Source organism: Nitrospirota bacterium (assembly GCA_040757335.1).
In the GTDB taxonomy this organism is placed as follows: domain Bacteria; phylum Nitrospirota; class Nitrospiria; order 2-01-FULL-66-17; family 2-01-FULL-66-17; genus JBFLXB01.
This window is the reverse complement of sequence record JBFLXB010000051.1, coordinates 1-15,300: the sequence shown is the minus strand read 5'-3', so window position 1 is coordinate 15,300 and position 15,300 is coordinate 1. Positions and strand designations below refer to the sequence as shown.

At 64.8% G+C, this 15,300-nt stretch carries 12 protein-coding genes and 1 other RNA gene; 3 read left to right on the top strand and 10 right to left on the bottom strand.

All coding sequences use genetic code 11. From position 1 onward, the window contains the following. Window positions 1-55: 55 nt before the first annotated feature. From fsa to AB1451_16560, 3 genes are all read left to right on the top strand, one after another. Complete coding sequence (fsa, locus tag AB1451_16570; GenBank protein ID MEW6684510.1) at window positions 56-706, top strand: fructose-6-phosphate aldolase; 651 nt, start codon at window positions 56-58, stop codon at window positions 704-706. Window positions 707-766: 60 nt separating this feature from the next. Continuing rightward, entirely contained in the window at window positions 767-2,104 is a 1,338-nt protein-coding gene (locus AB1451_16565) for a glycerate kinase (GenBank protein MEW6684509.1), read from the top strand. A 482-nt stretch (window positions 2,105-2,586) separates the two neighbouring features. Further along, window positions 2,587-4,212, top strand: a complete 1,626-nt coding sequence (locus AB1451_16560) for a tetratricopeptide repeat protein (protein MEW6684508.1) — start codon at window positions 2,587-2,589, stop codon at window positions 4,210-4,212. Between the two features lie 72 nt (window positions 4,213-4,284). Here AB1451_16560 and AB1451_16555 read toward each other — a convergent pair whose 3' ends face one another. The 10 genes from AB1451_16555 to AB1451_16510 form a co-directional block, all read right to left on the bottom strand. Then, entirely contained in the window at window positions 4,285-5,820 is a 1,536-nt protein-coding gene (locus AB1451_16555; protein ID MEW6684507.1) for a UvrD-helicase domain-containing protein, read from the bottom strand. Then, window positions 5,813-7,096, bottom strand: a complete 1,284-nt coding sequence (locus tag AB1451_16550; protein ID MEW6684506.1) for an endonuclease Q family protein — start codon at window positions 7,094-7,096, stop codon at window positions 5,813-5,815. The genes AB1451_16555 and AB1451_16550 overlap by 8 nt, the downstream gene beginning before the upstream one ends. Window positions 7,097-7,141: 45 nt before the next feature. Beyond that, window positions 7,142-8,335 (bottom strand): class I SAM-dependent rRNA methyltransferase, encoded by a 1,194-nt coding sequence (locus AB1451_16545; GenBank protein ID MEW6684505.1) that lies wholly within the window; start codon window positions 8,333-8,335, stop codon window positions 7,142-7,144. Window positions 8,336-8,357: 22 nt separating this feature from the next. Continuing rightward, a complete protein-coding gene (gene xseA, locus AB1451_16540) occupies window positions 8,358-9,755 on the bottom strand; it encodes an exodeoxyribonuclease VII large subunit (GenBank protein ID MEW6684504.1) in 1,398 nt (465 codons plus the stop codon). Between the two features lie 39 nt (window positions 9,756-9,794). Further along, window positions 9,795-10,586: a TIGR00282 family metallophosphoesterase gene (locus AB1451_16535; protein ID MEW6684503.1), complete on the bottom strand. Its 792-nt coding sequence runs from the start codon at window positions 10,584-10,586 to the stop codon at window positions 9,795-9,797. Between the two features lie 99 nt (window positions 10,587-10,685). Next, window positions 10,686-12,227: a ribonuclease Y gene (gene rny / locus AB1451_16530; GenBank protein MEW6684502.1), complete on the bottom strand. Its 1,542-nt coding sequence runs from the start codon at window positions 12,225-12,227 to the stop codon at window positions 10,686-10,688. Window positions 12,228-12,758: 531 nt separating this feature from the next. Beyond that, window positions 12,759-12,942: non-coding RNA, 6S RNA (gene ssrS, locus AB1451_16525), on the bottom strand. Between the two features lie 50 nt (window positions 12,943-12,992). Then, on the bottom strand, window positions 12,993-13,304 hold the full coding sequence (gene zapA, locus AB1451_16520) for a cell division protein ZapA (protein MEW6684501.1): 312 nt from the start codon (window positions 13,302-13,304) through the stop codon (window positions 12,993-12,995). Continuing rightward, complete coding sequence (locus AB1451_16515; protein MEW6684500.1) at window positions 13,279-13,575, bottom strand: hypothetical protein; 297 nt, start codon at window positions 13,573-13,575, stop codon at window positions 13,279-13,281. Before AB1451_16515 ends, zapA begins: the two co-directional genes overlap by 26 nt. Before the next feature lie 2 nt (window positions 13,576-13,577). Beyond that, window positions 13,578-15,300, bottom strand: a 1,723-nt coding sequence (locus tag AB1451_16510) for a sensor domain-containing diguanylate cyclase (GenBank protein MEW6684499.1), incomplete at its 5' end; no start/stop codon positions are given.

Below are 15,300 nucleotides of genomic sequence, written 5' to 3'. Positions count from 1 at the left end.
GCCGCGTGGGGTGTGGGGCCGGGTTGGGCCCCCACCACCAGGGAGACCCTGAGCGATGAAGCTGTTCATCGATAGCGCCAACCTGAAGGAAATTCGAGACGTTGCGGCGATGGGTTTGGTCGACGGCGTGACGACGAACCCCTCGCTCATCTCCAAGGAAGGACGGCCGTTTCGGCAGACGATCGAAGAAATCTGCCAGATCGTCGACGGACCGATCAGCGCCGAGGTGACCGCGGTGGAGTGCGAGGGGATGCTGCGTGAAGGCCGCGAATTGGCCAAGATCCATCCGAATGTCGTGGTGAAGGTCCCGTTGATTCCGGAGGGCCTGAAAGCGACCCGGATTTTCAGCGAGGAGGGGATCAAGACCAACGTGACGCTCTGTTTTTCGGCCAACCAAGCCTTGTTGGCCGCGAAAGCGGGTGCGTTCATCGTCAGCCCGTTCGTGGGGCGACTGGACGACATCAGCGAAGAAGGGATGGCGCTGATCCGCCAGATCATCACGATCTACCGGAACTATGAGTTCAAGACCCACGTCTTGGTCGCGAGCGTCAGACACCCGATCCATGTGGTGGACGCGGCCCTGTTGGGAGCGGATATCGCGACCATGCCCTACGTGGTGATGATGCAGTTGGTCAAACATCCGCTCACGGATATTGGGTTGAAAAAGTTTCTGTCTGATTGGGAGAAGCTTCCGAAGTCACAATGATGAGGAGCCGCGCGCGGGGAGGCTAGCCGCCCGCGCGCAGGCGTTCCGCGAGGCCGTCAGCTGGGAGCCGAGCACACCAAAGCGCGACAAGCAATCACCTCCATCTTCGCCGCGGCTATTCGAGCGGCTGATCCTGCTGCGCTCGTCAAGAAATCCCTTTCGGTCAAGAACCGTCGGTTGATCGTCGGGAAACAGTCCTACCCCCTCGACAAATACGAGCGCGTGCTCGTGGTGGGCGGCGGCAAGGCCGCGCTCCCGATGGCCGCCGCGATCGAGCAGGTGCTCAAGACCCGGCTCGACGGCGGGCTCGTCGTGACCCGCTATGGTCACGGAGGCAAGCTGGCGAAGGTCGAGGTGGTTGAGGCCGGCCACCCGATTCCGGATCGCGCCGGCCTCTCGGCCAGTCAGCGCGTGCTGGACATGCTGCGCAAAGCGGGCGAACGGGACCTGGTGATCGCCCTGATCTCCGGCGGCGGATCGGCGCTGCTTCCGGTGCCGGTCGACGGGGTCAGCCTGACCGACAAACAAGTGGTCACCGCACTGTTGTTGCGCGCAGGGGGGACCATCCAGGAGATCAACGCGGTGCGCAAGCACCTTTCCCAGCTCAAGGGTGGGAACCTGGCGACCGCCGCGGCCCCGGCGCCCGTCCTGGCGCTGATCCTGTCCGACGTGGTCGGCAACGATCTGGCAAGCATCGCGTCCGGTCCCACGGTGCCCGACCCCACGACCTTCCAGGATGCGGTCGCAATCCTCCATCACTACGAACTCTGGGACAAGATTCCCCAAGCGGTGAAAGATCACCTGGTGCAGGGCAGCCGGAGCGGCGCGGGTGATACGCCGAAGCCCAATCATCCGGCGTTCGCTAAAGTCCACAACGTCGTGGTCGGCGACGTGCGGGTGGCGCTGAACGCGGCTGCAGCGCAGGTCAAACGCCTTGGGTACCATCCACTGGTCCTGACCTCATCGCTCGTCGGCGAGACGCGGGAGGTCGCCAAGGTCTTCGGCGCCATGGTACGGGAGCTGGTGGCGACGGATCGTCCCATCAAGCGCCCGGCGGCGCTGATCGCGGGAGGCGAAACCTCCGTGACGGTACGAGGTCAGGGCACCGGTGGCCGCTGCCAGGAGTTCACGCTCGCCCTTGCCATGGAGATCGCGGGTCTGAAGAAGGTCACGGCCTTCGCCTTCGGGACCGACGGCACTGACGGCTCGACCGAAGTGGCCGGCGCGATGGCCGACGGCGCGACGTTGGAGAAAGCCCGCGAGCTCGGCCTGCAACCACAACGCTTCCTCGACCAGAACGACTCCTACACCTTCTTCCACACCCTCGCCCAGACCATTCAAACCGGCCCCACCAGAACTAACGTCACAGATCTGTACTGCGCGCTAGTGGGTAGGTAACAGCTCCCCGTCCGCGCGCCCCTGAAGGTGGGGTTCGGTGTTGGCGGTGCTCCTGAGGGGCGCTGAAGCGGCGCCGATATGACGCGAATAGTGTGGGTTTCGTTCTTGTCATGAACTGGCGGAACTGGACCAAGACCGCGAGTAGGTTCCTGATGCTTTGGACAGGCGACTCGAAACGTTCCGTCTGGATTGCACTCGGGCTGGCGACTGCAGTGGGTATTGCGCACCTGGGTGCACTGAACGGGATGTTCCACTACGACGATACCTTCACAATAATTGAGAATCCCAGCATCCGGGTTTGGAGGCCATTGACGTATCTTGTGTCACCCGTGACTGGGAGTAGCTGGGTTGACGGGGCAGCGTATCGTCCTCTCACAGTTGCCTCGTTTGCCGCCAACTATGCGTTTGGAGGCCTGGACCCTCGCGGGTACCTAGCGGTCAATCTCGTCGTCCACCTGCTGCTATCTTGGATGGTCTTTGTAGTGGGACGGCACCTGCTCAAGAGTGAAGGCTGGGCGGCGGTGGCAGGGTTGGTGTTTGCTCTTCACCCGGTGAACGCCGAGGCTGTCAACTACGTGACGGCGCGATCCTCACTGGTGTCCGCACTCTTCGCGACGCTGACATTCTGGCTGTTCCTCCGAGCATTTGATCAGAAGAGAGGGAGACGGATCTGGTGGTGGGGTAGTCTTGCATCATTCGCGGCTGCGGTACTGAGCAAGGAGTCCGGTATTGCGGTCCTCCTTCCTCTCGTGAGCTATGCCGCGATGTTCCCCCGGTCCGAGCAGAATTCGGCGATCGATCGTCCAAAGACAAGTCCGGTGTGGGCTGTGATCCCGTTCGCTGTCGTGGCTTTGACGTATGCGATTGTATTAAAGCTCGTGGGAGGCGGAAGGATCACGCTGCACGACGGGGCCGCAAATCCCCTCTGGGTATTCGTCGAAGTGCTGGTGCGTTCCCTGGCTTTGTGGATCTGGCCATTTCCGCTGGGCCTCGATCATCCGCTCTCGCTCCTCACCGGCTTCGATTGGATCGCGGCGACAGCTACAGTGACTGGCGGCGTGCTTCTGTTGGCGGCGATATGGGGCTTTCGACGTCGATCCCACATCATTTCCTGGGCATTTATCTGGGCCGTAGCTGGACTGTTGCCGCTTCTGCCCTTACCCTGGATGACGACCCGAGGTTTGCTCCAAGAGAACCGGCTTGCATTCTCTGCGGTGGGCCTTGCCTGGTTGACCGCCGCAGCGCTGCAAGCGGGGTGGGGCCTGCTGGCACGGCAAGTCCCGGATTCTCGCGCGGCGCAGTGGATCTATACGGCGGGGATCGCGATTCTCCTCATTATCGCGATGGGAATGGATCGGTGGCGTGCTACGGTTTGGCACGACGACCGCGCCCTGTGGGAGGAGACCGTGCGAAACGCTCCCGAGTACCCGGTCGCGCATGTCAATCTGGGCTCGGCCTATCTAAAGGAGGGCGAGTACGACCGAGCGGAGACCGCGTTCCGCCGTGCACTGAGTCTCGACCCCAAACACAAGACCGCGCACTACAACGTAGGCCTCCTTGCGTTGCGTCAAGGTCGGTATCAGGAAGGCCGGGCGTCTCTTCAGCAGGCACTTGCCTTGGATCCTGCATACGCAAAAGCCTACCGAGCCCTGGGAACGTTGGAGATCGAGTCCGGGAATCTGCAGGCCGGTGTCGAGGCTTTTCAGAGGGCTGCGGCGATCAACCCCGGAGACGCGGCGACCTACGCTGAATTTGGTCGCCTCGCCCAGCGCGCTGGACACGGTGCGCTAGCGGAAAGGGCCTTCCAGGAGGCGTTGCGTCATGCTCCCGACCACGTGGCCGTCCGAAACGCTCTGGGGACGCTTTACCTCGATCAACGGCGTTGGGAGGAAGCGCTCGCCCAGTTTACGGTGGCCAGCCAGCGCGACCCAACTTCGCTCGAAGCAGTGTATAACCGGGCAGTAGCTTTGTACCGTCTTGGTCGGTTTTCTGAGGCCAGAGGGGCCATTACCCCGGTACTGACGCGAATCCCTCCCGGAGAAGAGTTCGACTCGTACCGCCGTGTGGCCCAGGCCATTCTCCGTGCGGGTGAAACGACGAGTCCGTAGCCGGCCGCGCCGGGCTCGACGCAAAGCGAACCACATTAACCGCCCGCCACCTCGTTCGAGGGCTGACGCGGTTCAGAACAAGCTCTGCTGGCGATTCTGTTCGATGGGCCGTCTGGGGGCCCGGCCCTCCTCGAGCTGCCGCAATTCCTCTTGGATGTCCGACAGAAACGACGAGGGCCCGGCGCGGCGCGTCTCGCCATAGAGAAAACGTGTCGCGGCCGACGACACGAAGAGCCGCTGTCGCGCCCGTGTCATGCCGACGAAGAGCAGTCGGCGCTCCTCTTCCACGTCATCGTTGCGATGATAGGGGAGCAATCCTTCCTCGCAACCAGCGATGAACACGACTGGAAACTCCGACCCTTTGGCGCGGTGCAGCGTCATGAGACTGATCGCCTCCGACCGAAGCGCGGGTTCACCCGCGACGAAATCTTCAACGTCCTGCGCTGCGCCGGATCTTCCGAAGCATCGATATGGAAGGCCGGAACGGTCCAGCGCGTCGGCGATCGGCCGAGACTGCGCGTGGAGTCGGTACAGAATCGCGATGTCGCTCAGGCCGTAGGTGCGGTGGCCGTCATCGGACTGGGCCCACCCGCTGTCGATGGTGAAGTGGCTGGAGCCGCCGAGTAGCGCTTCGATCTTACGCACGATCATCTCGGCTTCCTGCCGGTCCGTCCCGTAGCGGGAAATGGCGAGGGGCAGGCCGTTGGCGAGCCGCGCGGTGAGGCGTCGCGGCAGGTGGGCCGGACTCTTGGCGATGACTTGCCCCGCGGCCGCGACGATCATGCCCTGCGAGCGGTAGTTTTCCGACAAACGGCAGACGCGGTGGTCCGGGAAGTCGGTCGCGAACGCTTCGAACGCGCGAAAACCCCCGGCAAAGCCGTAGATGGCTTGGTCCGGGTCGCCTATCACGCAAAGACTAAATCCCCCCTTGCCGCCCTTTGTCAAAGGGGGGATGGGGGGATTCGCCTCGCGGGCCAAGGATCGTATGAACCGGTACTGGGCAAAACTCGTATCCTGAAATTCGTCGACCACGATGTGACGAAAGCGTTCGCGGTAGTCCGCTGCAACGTCCGGCCGCTCCTCGAACAGACGCATGGCATACAGGAAGAGGTCGTCGAAGTCGAGCAGCCGGCGGGCTGCCAATCTCCTCTGATATGCCGCGCCTGGTCCGTCTTCCGGCCAGGCGAGCCGTTGTTTCGTCTTCCGCAGATCGTCGAGGAACGCGGTCGCTTCTTTCTTGGGTACCAGACCGTCGAGCAGCGCGGGTTTGTCCTCATCGGCGATCAGCGCGAAATCGACCCCAACCCCGAACGGATACCCCTGCTCCCCCAGGATGCGAAAGGCTGCGGCGTGGTAAGTCTCTACCCAGAGGGCAGGCGGCACCTCGCCCAGCAGGCCTTTCAACCGATCCCTCATTTCTCCGGCCGCGCTGCGGGTGAACGTGACGGCCAGGATACGCTCGGGTGAGACGTGCCGGTCCTGGATCAAGTGCGCGACGCGGTGGGCGAACGTGCGGGTCTTGCCGGTGCCGGGTCCGGCCGCGATGATCACCGATCCGTCCACGGTCTCGACCGCGTTGCGCTGAGCCGTATTGAGGGGATCAGGCATCAAACAGCGCCATCTGGCGCTTTGAGGCCAAGTCCTCTTCGGACAGGAGCGAAATGGTACCGTACTCTCCGTCGTAACCCGCGTCGATTCGCACCTTGCCCCGGCGCATGCGATCCACTGCCAACGCAACCGTGGGGTGGTCGCGTTCGAGGCGCGCGAGCGACAGTTCCCGGAGAATAAACAGCTCATTGCCGAAGGATTCGAGCAGGCGGCGATACAGCGCAGCGACCTTGACGCTGGAGGGTCCCACCCGCAAGACTTCGCTCAGCACTTCCTTGAGCGGAATCAGATTCTCGAAATGCGGGGCGCCCGAGGGTCGGATCGCCTCGGGTCGGTCCGCGAGGCGCTCGACGCGGTGCAACACGCCGACCGTGACCGGCTTGTTGCAGACCGGGCACAGTCCGTTGCGCCGTAACGTCTCCTTGGGATCGAGCCGAGTCCGGCAGTTGCGGTGGCCGTCCACGTGATACTTGCCCTCTTCGGGAAAGAACTCCAACGTCTTGACGAAGCGGCCGTCGCGGGCCTTGATCGCGTCGAAGATGCCCCGATACGACAGGTCGGTGTCGAACAGGTTGGCCTCGCGCGCCAACTTTTCCGGGGAGTGCGCGTCCGAGTTGGAGATCAGGGTGATGCCGTCCAACGCGGACAATCGCCAATTCATCGCGGGGTCGGACGACAGGCCGGTCTCGATCGCGAAGATGTGCGGGGTGAGGTCTTCGAAGCACTCTTCGAGGGAATCGAATCCCGACTCCGAGCCGAATACCGCGAAGTGCGGGGTCCACGCGTGGGCTGGAATAAGCACGGCCTGAGGGTCGGCCTTCAATACCAGTTCGAGCAGGTTGCGCGAGTCGAGCCCAAGGATGGGCCGGCCATCGGAGCGCAGGTTGCCGATCTTCGCGAGGCTGGTGTTGAAGCGCTCGGCCGCCTCGAGCGAGGGCATGAAAACCAGGTGGTGCACCTTGCGTACGCGCGGCCCCTTCTTGTAGATGCAACTGATCTCCACGCCCAGCACGAACCGAACCGGCGCCCGACACGCCGGAAAGACCCGCTCATCCACGGCCTTGGCCCGATCGGGTTTCAGGGTGAACAGCCCGGGGTCGGCCTCCACGAGCGTCTCGGTCAGCTCCGAGAACCATTTCGGGTGGGTAAAATCGCCGGTGGCGAGCGCGGTGATGCCCTTGAGCTGGCACCACTCGTACAAGTTTTCGGGCCTGAGCTGCGGGCTGCACGCCCGCGAGAGGTAGGAATGGATGTGAAGATCAGCGACGATGCGCATGGACGGCGCATCTTAGCACGATGCCCCAGAGGGCACCAGTCCCGGTCAAATCCTCTCCGTTCGATCCTGCAGGATCACGCACTGCAGGTACTCGGTTTCCGGAATTCCGAGGACAATCGGATGATCGGGCCCTTGCGTGCGCCGGGCGATCAAGCGGAACGTGCGTCTGGCATCGCGGGCCGCCTCCACCAGGACCTCGTGAAACGTCGCGGGGTCGATCGGGTGCGAGCACGAGCACGTGACGAGCACGCCGCCGGGGGTCAGCAACGACATCCCGAGGCGGTTGATCTCTTTGTAGCCGCGCAGCGCGCCGGCCTTGTCTTTTCGCGTTTTGGCGAACGCAGGGGGATCCAGGATGATCAACTCGTAGCGGGCGCCGGCGGCGAGCAGCGTCCGCAGCTCGTTGAACACGTCGACGCGTCGGTATTCCACGCGCTCGCTCAGCCCGTTACGGGACGCATTCGCGCTCGCCGTGGCGAGGGCCTTCTCGGAGGCATCGAGTCCCAGCACGCTGACGGCGCCGTGGCGCAACGCGTGCAAGCCCCACGCGCCGGCGTAGCAGAAGGTATCGAGCACTCGCGTGCCTTTGCACCACGGCGCGATCGCGCGGTAGTTGGCCGCTTGATCCAGAAACAAACCGGTTTTTTGCCCCTCCCACACGTCGACCTCAAATTCCAGGCCGTTCCTGGCCACGACCGCGCGATCCGGTTTTTCGCCGTAGAGCAGGCGCTTTTCCACGGGGAGGCCTTCCAACTTGCGGGAGCCGGCGTCATTGCGACCGATAATCGCTGCGGGGCGGTATCGCTCGATCAATGCCTTGACGATCGCGCCGGTCAGGCGATCCATCCCGGCGGTCAGGAACTGGGTCACCAGCACGGGGCCGTACCGGTCCACGATCAGTCCCGGCAGACCGTCGGCCTCGCCGAACACCGCGCGATACGCCTCTTCGCCCGGCACGACGCGATCGCGCAAGGCTTGTGCGCGAGCGATCGCGCGGGCAAAGAACACGTCGTCGATGTCGAGCGGCTCGCGCGACAGCAGGCGGACAGCGATGACCGATCGGGGATTGTAATAACCGCGACCGATCCACACGCCGCGCGACGTCTGCACGTCGACCAGGGCGCCCGGCTCAATCGTCTTGGGCGGTCGCGTGAGCTCATTGGCGTAGATCCACGGGTGTCCCGAGGCCAGGCGGGAGAGCGCGTCGGATTTGACCGTGAGTGTGAGCCGTGGGGTCATGGTCCGGGGCGCGGGCGTGCCCTCAGTCGTCCGTGCGCTCGTCGCGCACCTCGGCCGCCTCGGCGGTCACTTCGCCGTGGGCCAAGGTGATGAGCAGGCGATCGCCTGGGGCCACGTCCGACGGCGAGCGGACGAGGTCCTTCGAAGGGAGCAGGCGCGTGACGCTGTAGCCGCGGGCCAGGATCGCCAAGGGGCTCAGCGCATCCAGTCGGGCGGCGAGGGCCGAGGTGCGGCTCTTGGCGTCGGCCAGCATGGCGCGCATTCGGATGGTGAGGCGCTCGGTCGCCCGACGGTGGATCAAGCGTGCGGTCTCGAGCCGTCGCACCGGATGCGCCGCCAGCACCGCCCGGGCGAGAAATCGCCGCTGCTCGCGCTGGCGATCGATCAGGCGCGTCATGGCGTCGCGCAAACGCGCAAACAGGTCGTCGACGCGAAGCAGGGAGCCCTCCACGAGCCGCGCCGGGCTCCGCAGCGCCCGCCACTCCGCCAGCGCCTTGGTGCGCCGATCCGCCAAGGCTCCCCGCGCCGCAGCCGCGAGCCGTTCGCGCGCCGTCGCCACCGCCGCCATCAGTTGATCGCGCCGCGGGGCGATGAGCTCGGCCGCGGCCGATGGCGTGGGCGCCCGCACATCCGCCACGAAGTCCGCGATCGTGTAATCGGTCTCGTGACCGACCGCCGACACCACCGGAATGGCCGACGCGGCCACGGCGCGGGCCACGATCTCCTCGTTGAACGCCCAGAGGTCTTCGAGCGAGCCTCCGCCGCGAGCCACCACCAACACGTCCGGCCGGAGGCTCGCGGTCAAGGCGTTCGCCTCGTCGATGGCGTCGGCAATCTGGCCGGCGGCTCCCGGTCCCTGGACCGCCACCGGAAGGATCAACACGGGGATCGTGGAGAAGCGCCGGTCGAGAACGTGGAGCATGTCCCGGATCACCGCACCCGCCGGTGACGTGATGACCCCGATCCGGGCCGGGAGAAACGGGAGCGGCCGCTTGCGCGCGGCGTCGAAGAGCCCTTCCCGCGCCAGCCGCTCCTTGAGTTGCTCAAACGCGAGTTGCAGGGCCCCGGCGCCCTTGGGCTCGAGGTAATCGACCACGAGCTGGTACTCTCCGCGCGGCTCATACACCGTGACATGGCCGCGACAAACCACGTGCAGTCCGTCCTTGAGCGCGAACCGCAGCATGCGGGCCACGGAGCGGAAGACTACGGCGCGCAGTTGGCTCTGTTCGTCCTTGAGCGTCAGGTAGCAGTGGCCGGAGCCGGGGTGGCGCAGGTTGGAAACCTCGCCTTCAACCCAGATGTCGCCGAAGTCCCCCTCGAGACGTCGACGCACCAACGCGGTGAGGTCGGAAACGGTGTAGATCTGGCGGGGCGGCTCGTCCGCGTGATCCGCACGGGTGGAGAAGTCGAACAGGTCCATAGGGCAGAACGGGAGGCGCGACCGGTGTCGCGCCTCCCATCAAGGATCGGCGATACGGATCCGTCGGATGTTGGTGGCCTTGCCGGTGTCGCCGTCCACTTCAACCACGGCGCCGGAAATGATCGAACGGCCGGTCGCGGTCTCGAACTTCGTGGGCATCTGCGTCAGGAACTTGGTGAGGGCTTCGTCTTTTTTGACGCCGATAATCGAATCAACCGGACCGGTCATGCCCACGTCGGTCAGAAACGCCGTGCCCTGCGGCAGCACGCGCTCGTCGGCGGTCTGCACGTGGGTATGGGTGCCCAGCACCGCGCTCACCCTGCCGTCGAAGTGCCAGCCGATGGCGGATTTCTCGGACGTGGCTTCGCCGTGCATGTCGAGCAGGATCACGTGCGTTTCCGTGCGGAGTTTTTCCAACTCGCGGTCGCCGATCCGAAACGGGCAGTCGAGAGAACCCGGCATGTAGACGCGGCCCATCAGGTGCAACACGCCCACCTTCTCGCCGGAAGCCGTGGTCACCACGGTGCGACCCGCGCCCGGCACGCCGTCCGGATAGTTGGCGGGCCGCAGCAGCCGCGGATGGTCGCGGAGGTAGCCGAGGATCTCTTTCTTGTCCCACACGTGGTTGCCGGTGGTCAACACGTCGAATCCCATGGCGAAGAGTTCCTCCGCAATTTTCGGGGTGACCCCGAAACCTCCGGCCGCGTTTTCGGCGTTGCCCACCGCCAGGTCGATCCGGTGGTCGTGTTTGAGCACGTGGAGGTGCTGACTCAAGATCCGACGGCCGGGCTCCCCGACGATGTCGCCGATGAGAAGAAGGTTCATGAGAATCAGTGTGCCGGTGTGCCGGTGCGCCGGTGCGCCGGTTCAAATCTCGCCCCGATCGGTTGAACCGGCCAACAGGCCAACCGGCTCACCGGCCAACGCCCTTTACTTTGCATACTCCACGTACCGACTTTCGCGGATCACCGTGATCTTGATCTGGCCGGGATACGTCAGTTCGTTTTCCACCCGCTTGGCCATTTCACGCGAGATCTGCGCGGATTCGGCCTCGGACACGCCGTCCTGGTTGACGATCACGCGAACTTCACGTCCGGCGCGGATCGCGTAGGCCTTGTCCACCCCCTTGAACGACGTCGCGATCTCCTCGAGCTTCTCCAGGCGCTTGATGTACGACTCGTAGGCCTCGCGCCGCGCGCCCGGTCGGGCGGCGGAGAGACCCTCCGCAACGGCCACCAGCACGCCTTCCGGGGAGGTCCACTCGATGTCGCCGTGGTGGGCCATGATCGCGTTGACCACGTGCGGGTGCTCACCGCACTTGCGGGCGTATTCGCCCCCCAGGTTGGGGTGCGTGCCTTCTTCTTCGTGGCTGATGGCCTTGCCGACGTCGTGCAGGATCGCGGCTCGTTTGGCCAGTTTGGCGTCCAACCCCAGCTCGGTGGCCATGATGCCGCAGATGAACGCGGCTTCTCGGGCATGAACCAGGTTGTTCTGCCCGTAGCTGGTGCGGTACCGCAGTTTGCCGAGCAGCTTGATCAAGTCGGGGTGCAGGTCCTGGATCCCCAGGTCGAAGAGCACTTGTTCGGCCTCCGCGATCATCAACTTTTCGGTTTCTTTGCGGACCTTCTCGACCACTTCCTCGATGCGCGCCGGGTGAATCCGGCCGTCGTGCATCAGCCGTTCGAGGGCGACTTTGGCGACCTCGCGGCGGAACGGGTCGAACCCCGAGATCAGAATCGCCTCCGGCGTGTCGTCGATGACAAGATCGATCCCCGTAGCAGCCTCCAACGCGCGAATGTTGCGGCCCTCACGTCCGATGATCCGGCCTTTCATCTCGTCGTTCGGCAACTGGACGACCGAGACGGTCGCCTCCTGTACGTAGTCGTGGGCGTACCGTTGCAGCGACGACACGATGATCTCGCGGGCCGTGCGCTCGGCTCCTTCGCGGGCCTCGTCTTCGATGCGTTTGGTCAGCTTGATCGCCTCGTAACGGGCTTCCTGTTCCATCGCGGTAATGAGGCTCTTTTTGGCTTCTTCCGCGGTCATGCCGCTCAGCGCTTCGAGTTGCGCGCGTTGTTGCAGGAGCGCCTGCTCGACCTGGGCCTCCTTGTCCGTGAGCGTTCGTTCGCGTACGGTGAGGTCTCGCTCTTTGCGGGTGAGATCGGCTTCTTTTCGATCGGCCGTGCTCACTTTTTTGTCGAGTGCCTGCTCGCGTTGGTTTAGACGGCGCTCCTGTTCGAGCAGTTCGTTCCGGCGGTCGCGGTTTTCCTGTTCGAACGCCTGCCGGGCCTGATAGAGTTTGTCTTTGGCTTCCAGCGCCGCTTCTTTCTGGAGCCGTTCGATGTCCCGCCGCGCGTCGTCGACGAGCCGGGTCGCTTCCTGTTTGGCCTGCGCCACGGCTTGCCGGCTGAGCAGACGGGCGATGACCACTCCCAGCCCCACGCCGGCGAACGCCGCGGCGACTCCGATCACAATGAACCAGATTGTCGTAGAAATGGTCGGTCCTCCCTACCTCGCTTGCGTAGCGCAACGTAGGCGCGGTTTGCTTCGCCACCTGTATGGAAGCGAGCCCTCTGGAACCCGCCCCTCTGCGGGGCGGTGCAGGTTCCCGCGCCGAGGCTGCGAGACGCTGTTGATCTTGGTTATGCGCACCTTGTCAACCTCGCTTGCGTAGCGCAACGTAGGCACGGTTTGCTTCGCCCAGCCCTGCGAGACGCTAACGACGATGAGCTGCTCGGAGAGGTCGCGCTGACGCGCGCGGGAGGTTGGGAGGGCGGCTTTGTGGCGCGGGTCGGGGGAGTACTAGACCGCCGGAGGCGACAGGCTACGCTCCACGGTTACGTGGGTTGCGTCCGAAACCCTCATGCGATCTATACCAGAAATTGCCGCGGGGCAACGCCCCGGGCCAACTGATGTCCCACTCGCCGATCCTGCTGCCACCAAACCGTCTATCACCAAAGAGTTCCCGGGTGTCGCGTCGCGGCCTTCCCTCTGCCGTTCGTGTTGGCCCCCGCCGTGCCGTGGCGGCGGAATCGTTTGAAGCCTTGGGGCTTCAACGTGGGTGCCTTCCGGGAGATTTTAGGCTTCCCCGCTCCGCGGGGCGTGCACACCATCTCTACGACGAAGGCTCCCGCTTCAGAACTGTTGGCACAAACATCCCGCCGGCTCGCGCACACAGCAGGGGCACTCGCGGTTCAGCTTAGCAAAAGGTCTGCGGGAATTCAAGCAAACCGCACCTCACAGGGAGAGGTCGAGATCTTCGAACTGCTCCTCGATGCTGTCGATCAGGTCTTTGGTGCGCCTGGACGCGTGCGCGATTGCGGAGTCCTTCTTGGACGCCTCCTCGAGCAGCTTGACATAGTCGTGGGCCAGGTTGACGGCGGCCAGGATCGCGAGTTTGCCGAGAGGCGTGCCGGGAAGCTGGCCCGCGGCTTCGCGGATTTTGCGATCCACCACACCGGCTAACCGCTTGACGTAGTCCGGATCGGCGTCGCCTTTGAGCACGTATCGTTCGCCGTAAATCTCAACGGTCACGGTCTTCGAGGTCATGGGATGGCTCCGCTCCTTCATGGGCGTTTGCGAGGTGGTCGAGCTCGGCGAGGAGGCGTTCCAGCCTGGCTCCCAGCGAGTCGCGTTCGCGTTCCCAGGTCGCGCACCGCTTCTGCCACTCGGCCGCGCGCGTGGTCGCCGACGCGAGTTCGCGGGTGAGCCGCGCGTTTTCGGTCTTGAGCCGATGAACGGCCTGGGCGGCGCGGCGGACCTGCCCCTCCAGCGCGGTCAGCAGGTCGTTGAGGTCCGTGTTCGTCGTCGTGGAAGCCATGGCTATTCCAGCGGCCGCAACTGGGCGGCGCGTTCGAGGAGTTCTTGGACGCTCGCCGCTTCGGCCGGATACGTGCACGTGCCGACCGCGAGTTTCACCTCAAGCGCCTGTCCGTCGGCGCCCCGCAAACGGAACGTGTCCATGGCTTGCAGGAGGCGGTCCAACACGTCGCGCATCGCGTCCCCGGTGTCGGGCATCACCACCGCAAAACGCGCGTCTTCCAGACGCGCCAAGATGTCCACGTTGCGGAAGGTTTCGCGGATCATCCCCGCCAACGCGCGCAACAGCTCGTCCCGACCTTGGGCGGTGAACGCGCGGCTCAGTTCGGCAAAATCGGTCACCTCCATGATCAGCAGCGAGACCTTGCGCTGGTACCGCTCGGCGCGCCGGATCTCTTCGGGCAGACGGAGGTCCAAATATCGTCGATTGCGAAGGCCCGTGACCTCGTCGATCGTGATAAGCGCCTGGCGCTCGCGGAACTCCTGGGCTTGGACCAGGGCGCGGCCAAGGTAGAAAGAGAACTTTTCGAGGATCTCTTGATCGTCCCGGTCGAACGAACCGCACGCGAACGAGTGATATAAGACTTTATTGTAGGCCGACACCGTCCCGACCAACCGGTCGCCGGCAAACAACGGACCCGCCAGCACGGTGCGATACGGGAACACGGCGGGGAGCTCCACTCCGAAGGTGTCCATCCGTTCGCTGCGGAGAAAAGCGCGGGACTCGGCCACGCGGGCCGCCACCGCTTGATCGAGGCGAACGAGGGCCGCGTCGATCTCGTCGCGGTGCAAGCCGTACGTTCCGCCCACGAGCAGGCGCTCGCCGCGGCGCTCGCGGACGCGAAGGACCACCGCCTCGGCATCCAAAATCATCGCCGTCGAAGCCGTGCCGGTGAGGAGCACTTTGTCGCGGTCGGTCAACGACAGGAGTTGAAGCCCTTCTTCGTTGACCGCGGACAATTTGACCACCTTCTGCGACATCTTGTGGCGCTCCACGTCGCTCGCGATCGAGGCGCCCAGAATCTCGCCCGCCTCGGCCAGGAGCGCCCTCAAGCGGTGCGTGACCTCGACGGCGGGCGGTGCTTCGACCACCAGCACGCCGACGGCGTCTTTTCCGACCGTCAGGGGTACGGCAATGAGCGCCCGCCCCGTGCCGCGCGACCCCTCCGCGAGGTCTTCCCGCAAGACCGCCGCCCGGTTGAACTTGGCGACTTCTCCGACCAGCCCGATACCCCACGGGATGCGCGCGGAGCCCGATTGTTCCAGACGCAGGGTCGTGGAGGCCTGGAGCAGAATCTCTCCCGTCTGAGGCGCCCGCACGTACAAATGTACGGCGCTCGCCTGCAGGATCGCACCCAGCGTTTCCACGCTGCGCTGCAGGCGATCGCGCATCGGCCCGTCCCCGGCGAGCAGCGCTTTGAGATCGCGGCGGGTGGCCTCGCTCTGCGCGAGCGCGCGGACTTCGCGGAGCGTACGCAGCTTCTTGTACGCGCGCACCGCCGAGTGCCCTAACTCGGTGAGCCACGTTGCGGCGTCCCCGGCGAACGGGTCGCGCCCCTCGGTCCGCCACAGTTCGACCACGCCCAGCACCTCGTCTTCGCTCGTAATCGGCGCCGCGAGCGCCGCCGCGGCGCCTTCGTCTTCCAAGCACCAGGCCGCGGCGTGATCGCCGGTCACCGCAACGACCGCTCGCCGTTCGCGCGCCGCGCGGACGGCGAGCGGCGAC

Bases quoted from the DNA above. Each gene is read 5' to 3' on its own strand.
- zapA (MEW6684501.1), bottom strand. From the start codon at position 13,304: ATGACCTCGAAGACCGTGACCGTTGAGATTTACGGCGAACGATACGTG.
- AB1451_16550 (MEW6684506.1), bottom strand. From the start codon at position 7,096: ATGCGCATCGTCGCTGATCTTCACATCCATTCCTACCTCTCGCGGGCG.
- AB1451_16515 (MEW6684500.1), bottom strand. From the start codon at position 13,575: ATGGCTTCCACGACGACGAACACGGACCTCAACGACCTGCTGACCGCG.
- AB1451_16555 (MEW6684507.1), bottom strand. From the start codon at position 5,820: ATGCCTGATCCCCTCAATACGGCTCAGCGCAACGCGGTCGAGACCGTG.
- xseA (MEW6684504.1), bottom strand. From the start codon at position 9,755: ATGGACCTGTTCGACTTCTCCACCCGTGCGGATCACGCGGACGAGCCG.
- AB1451_16545 (MEW6684505.1), bottom strand. From the start codon at position 8,335: ATGACCCCACGGCTCACACTCACGGTCAAATCCGACGCGCTCTCCCGC.
- fsa (MEW6684510.1), top strand. From the start codon at position 56: ATGAAGCTGTTCATCGATAGCGCCAACCTGAAGGAAATTCGAGACGTT.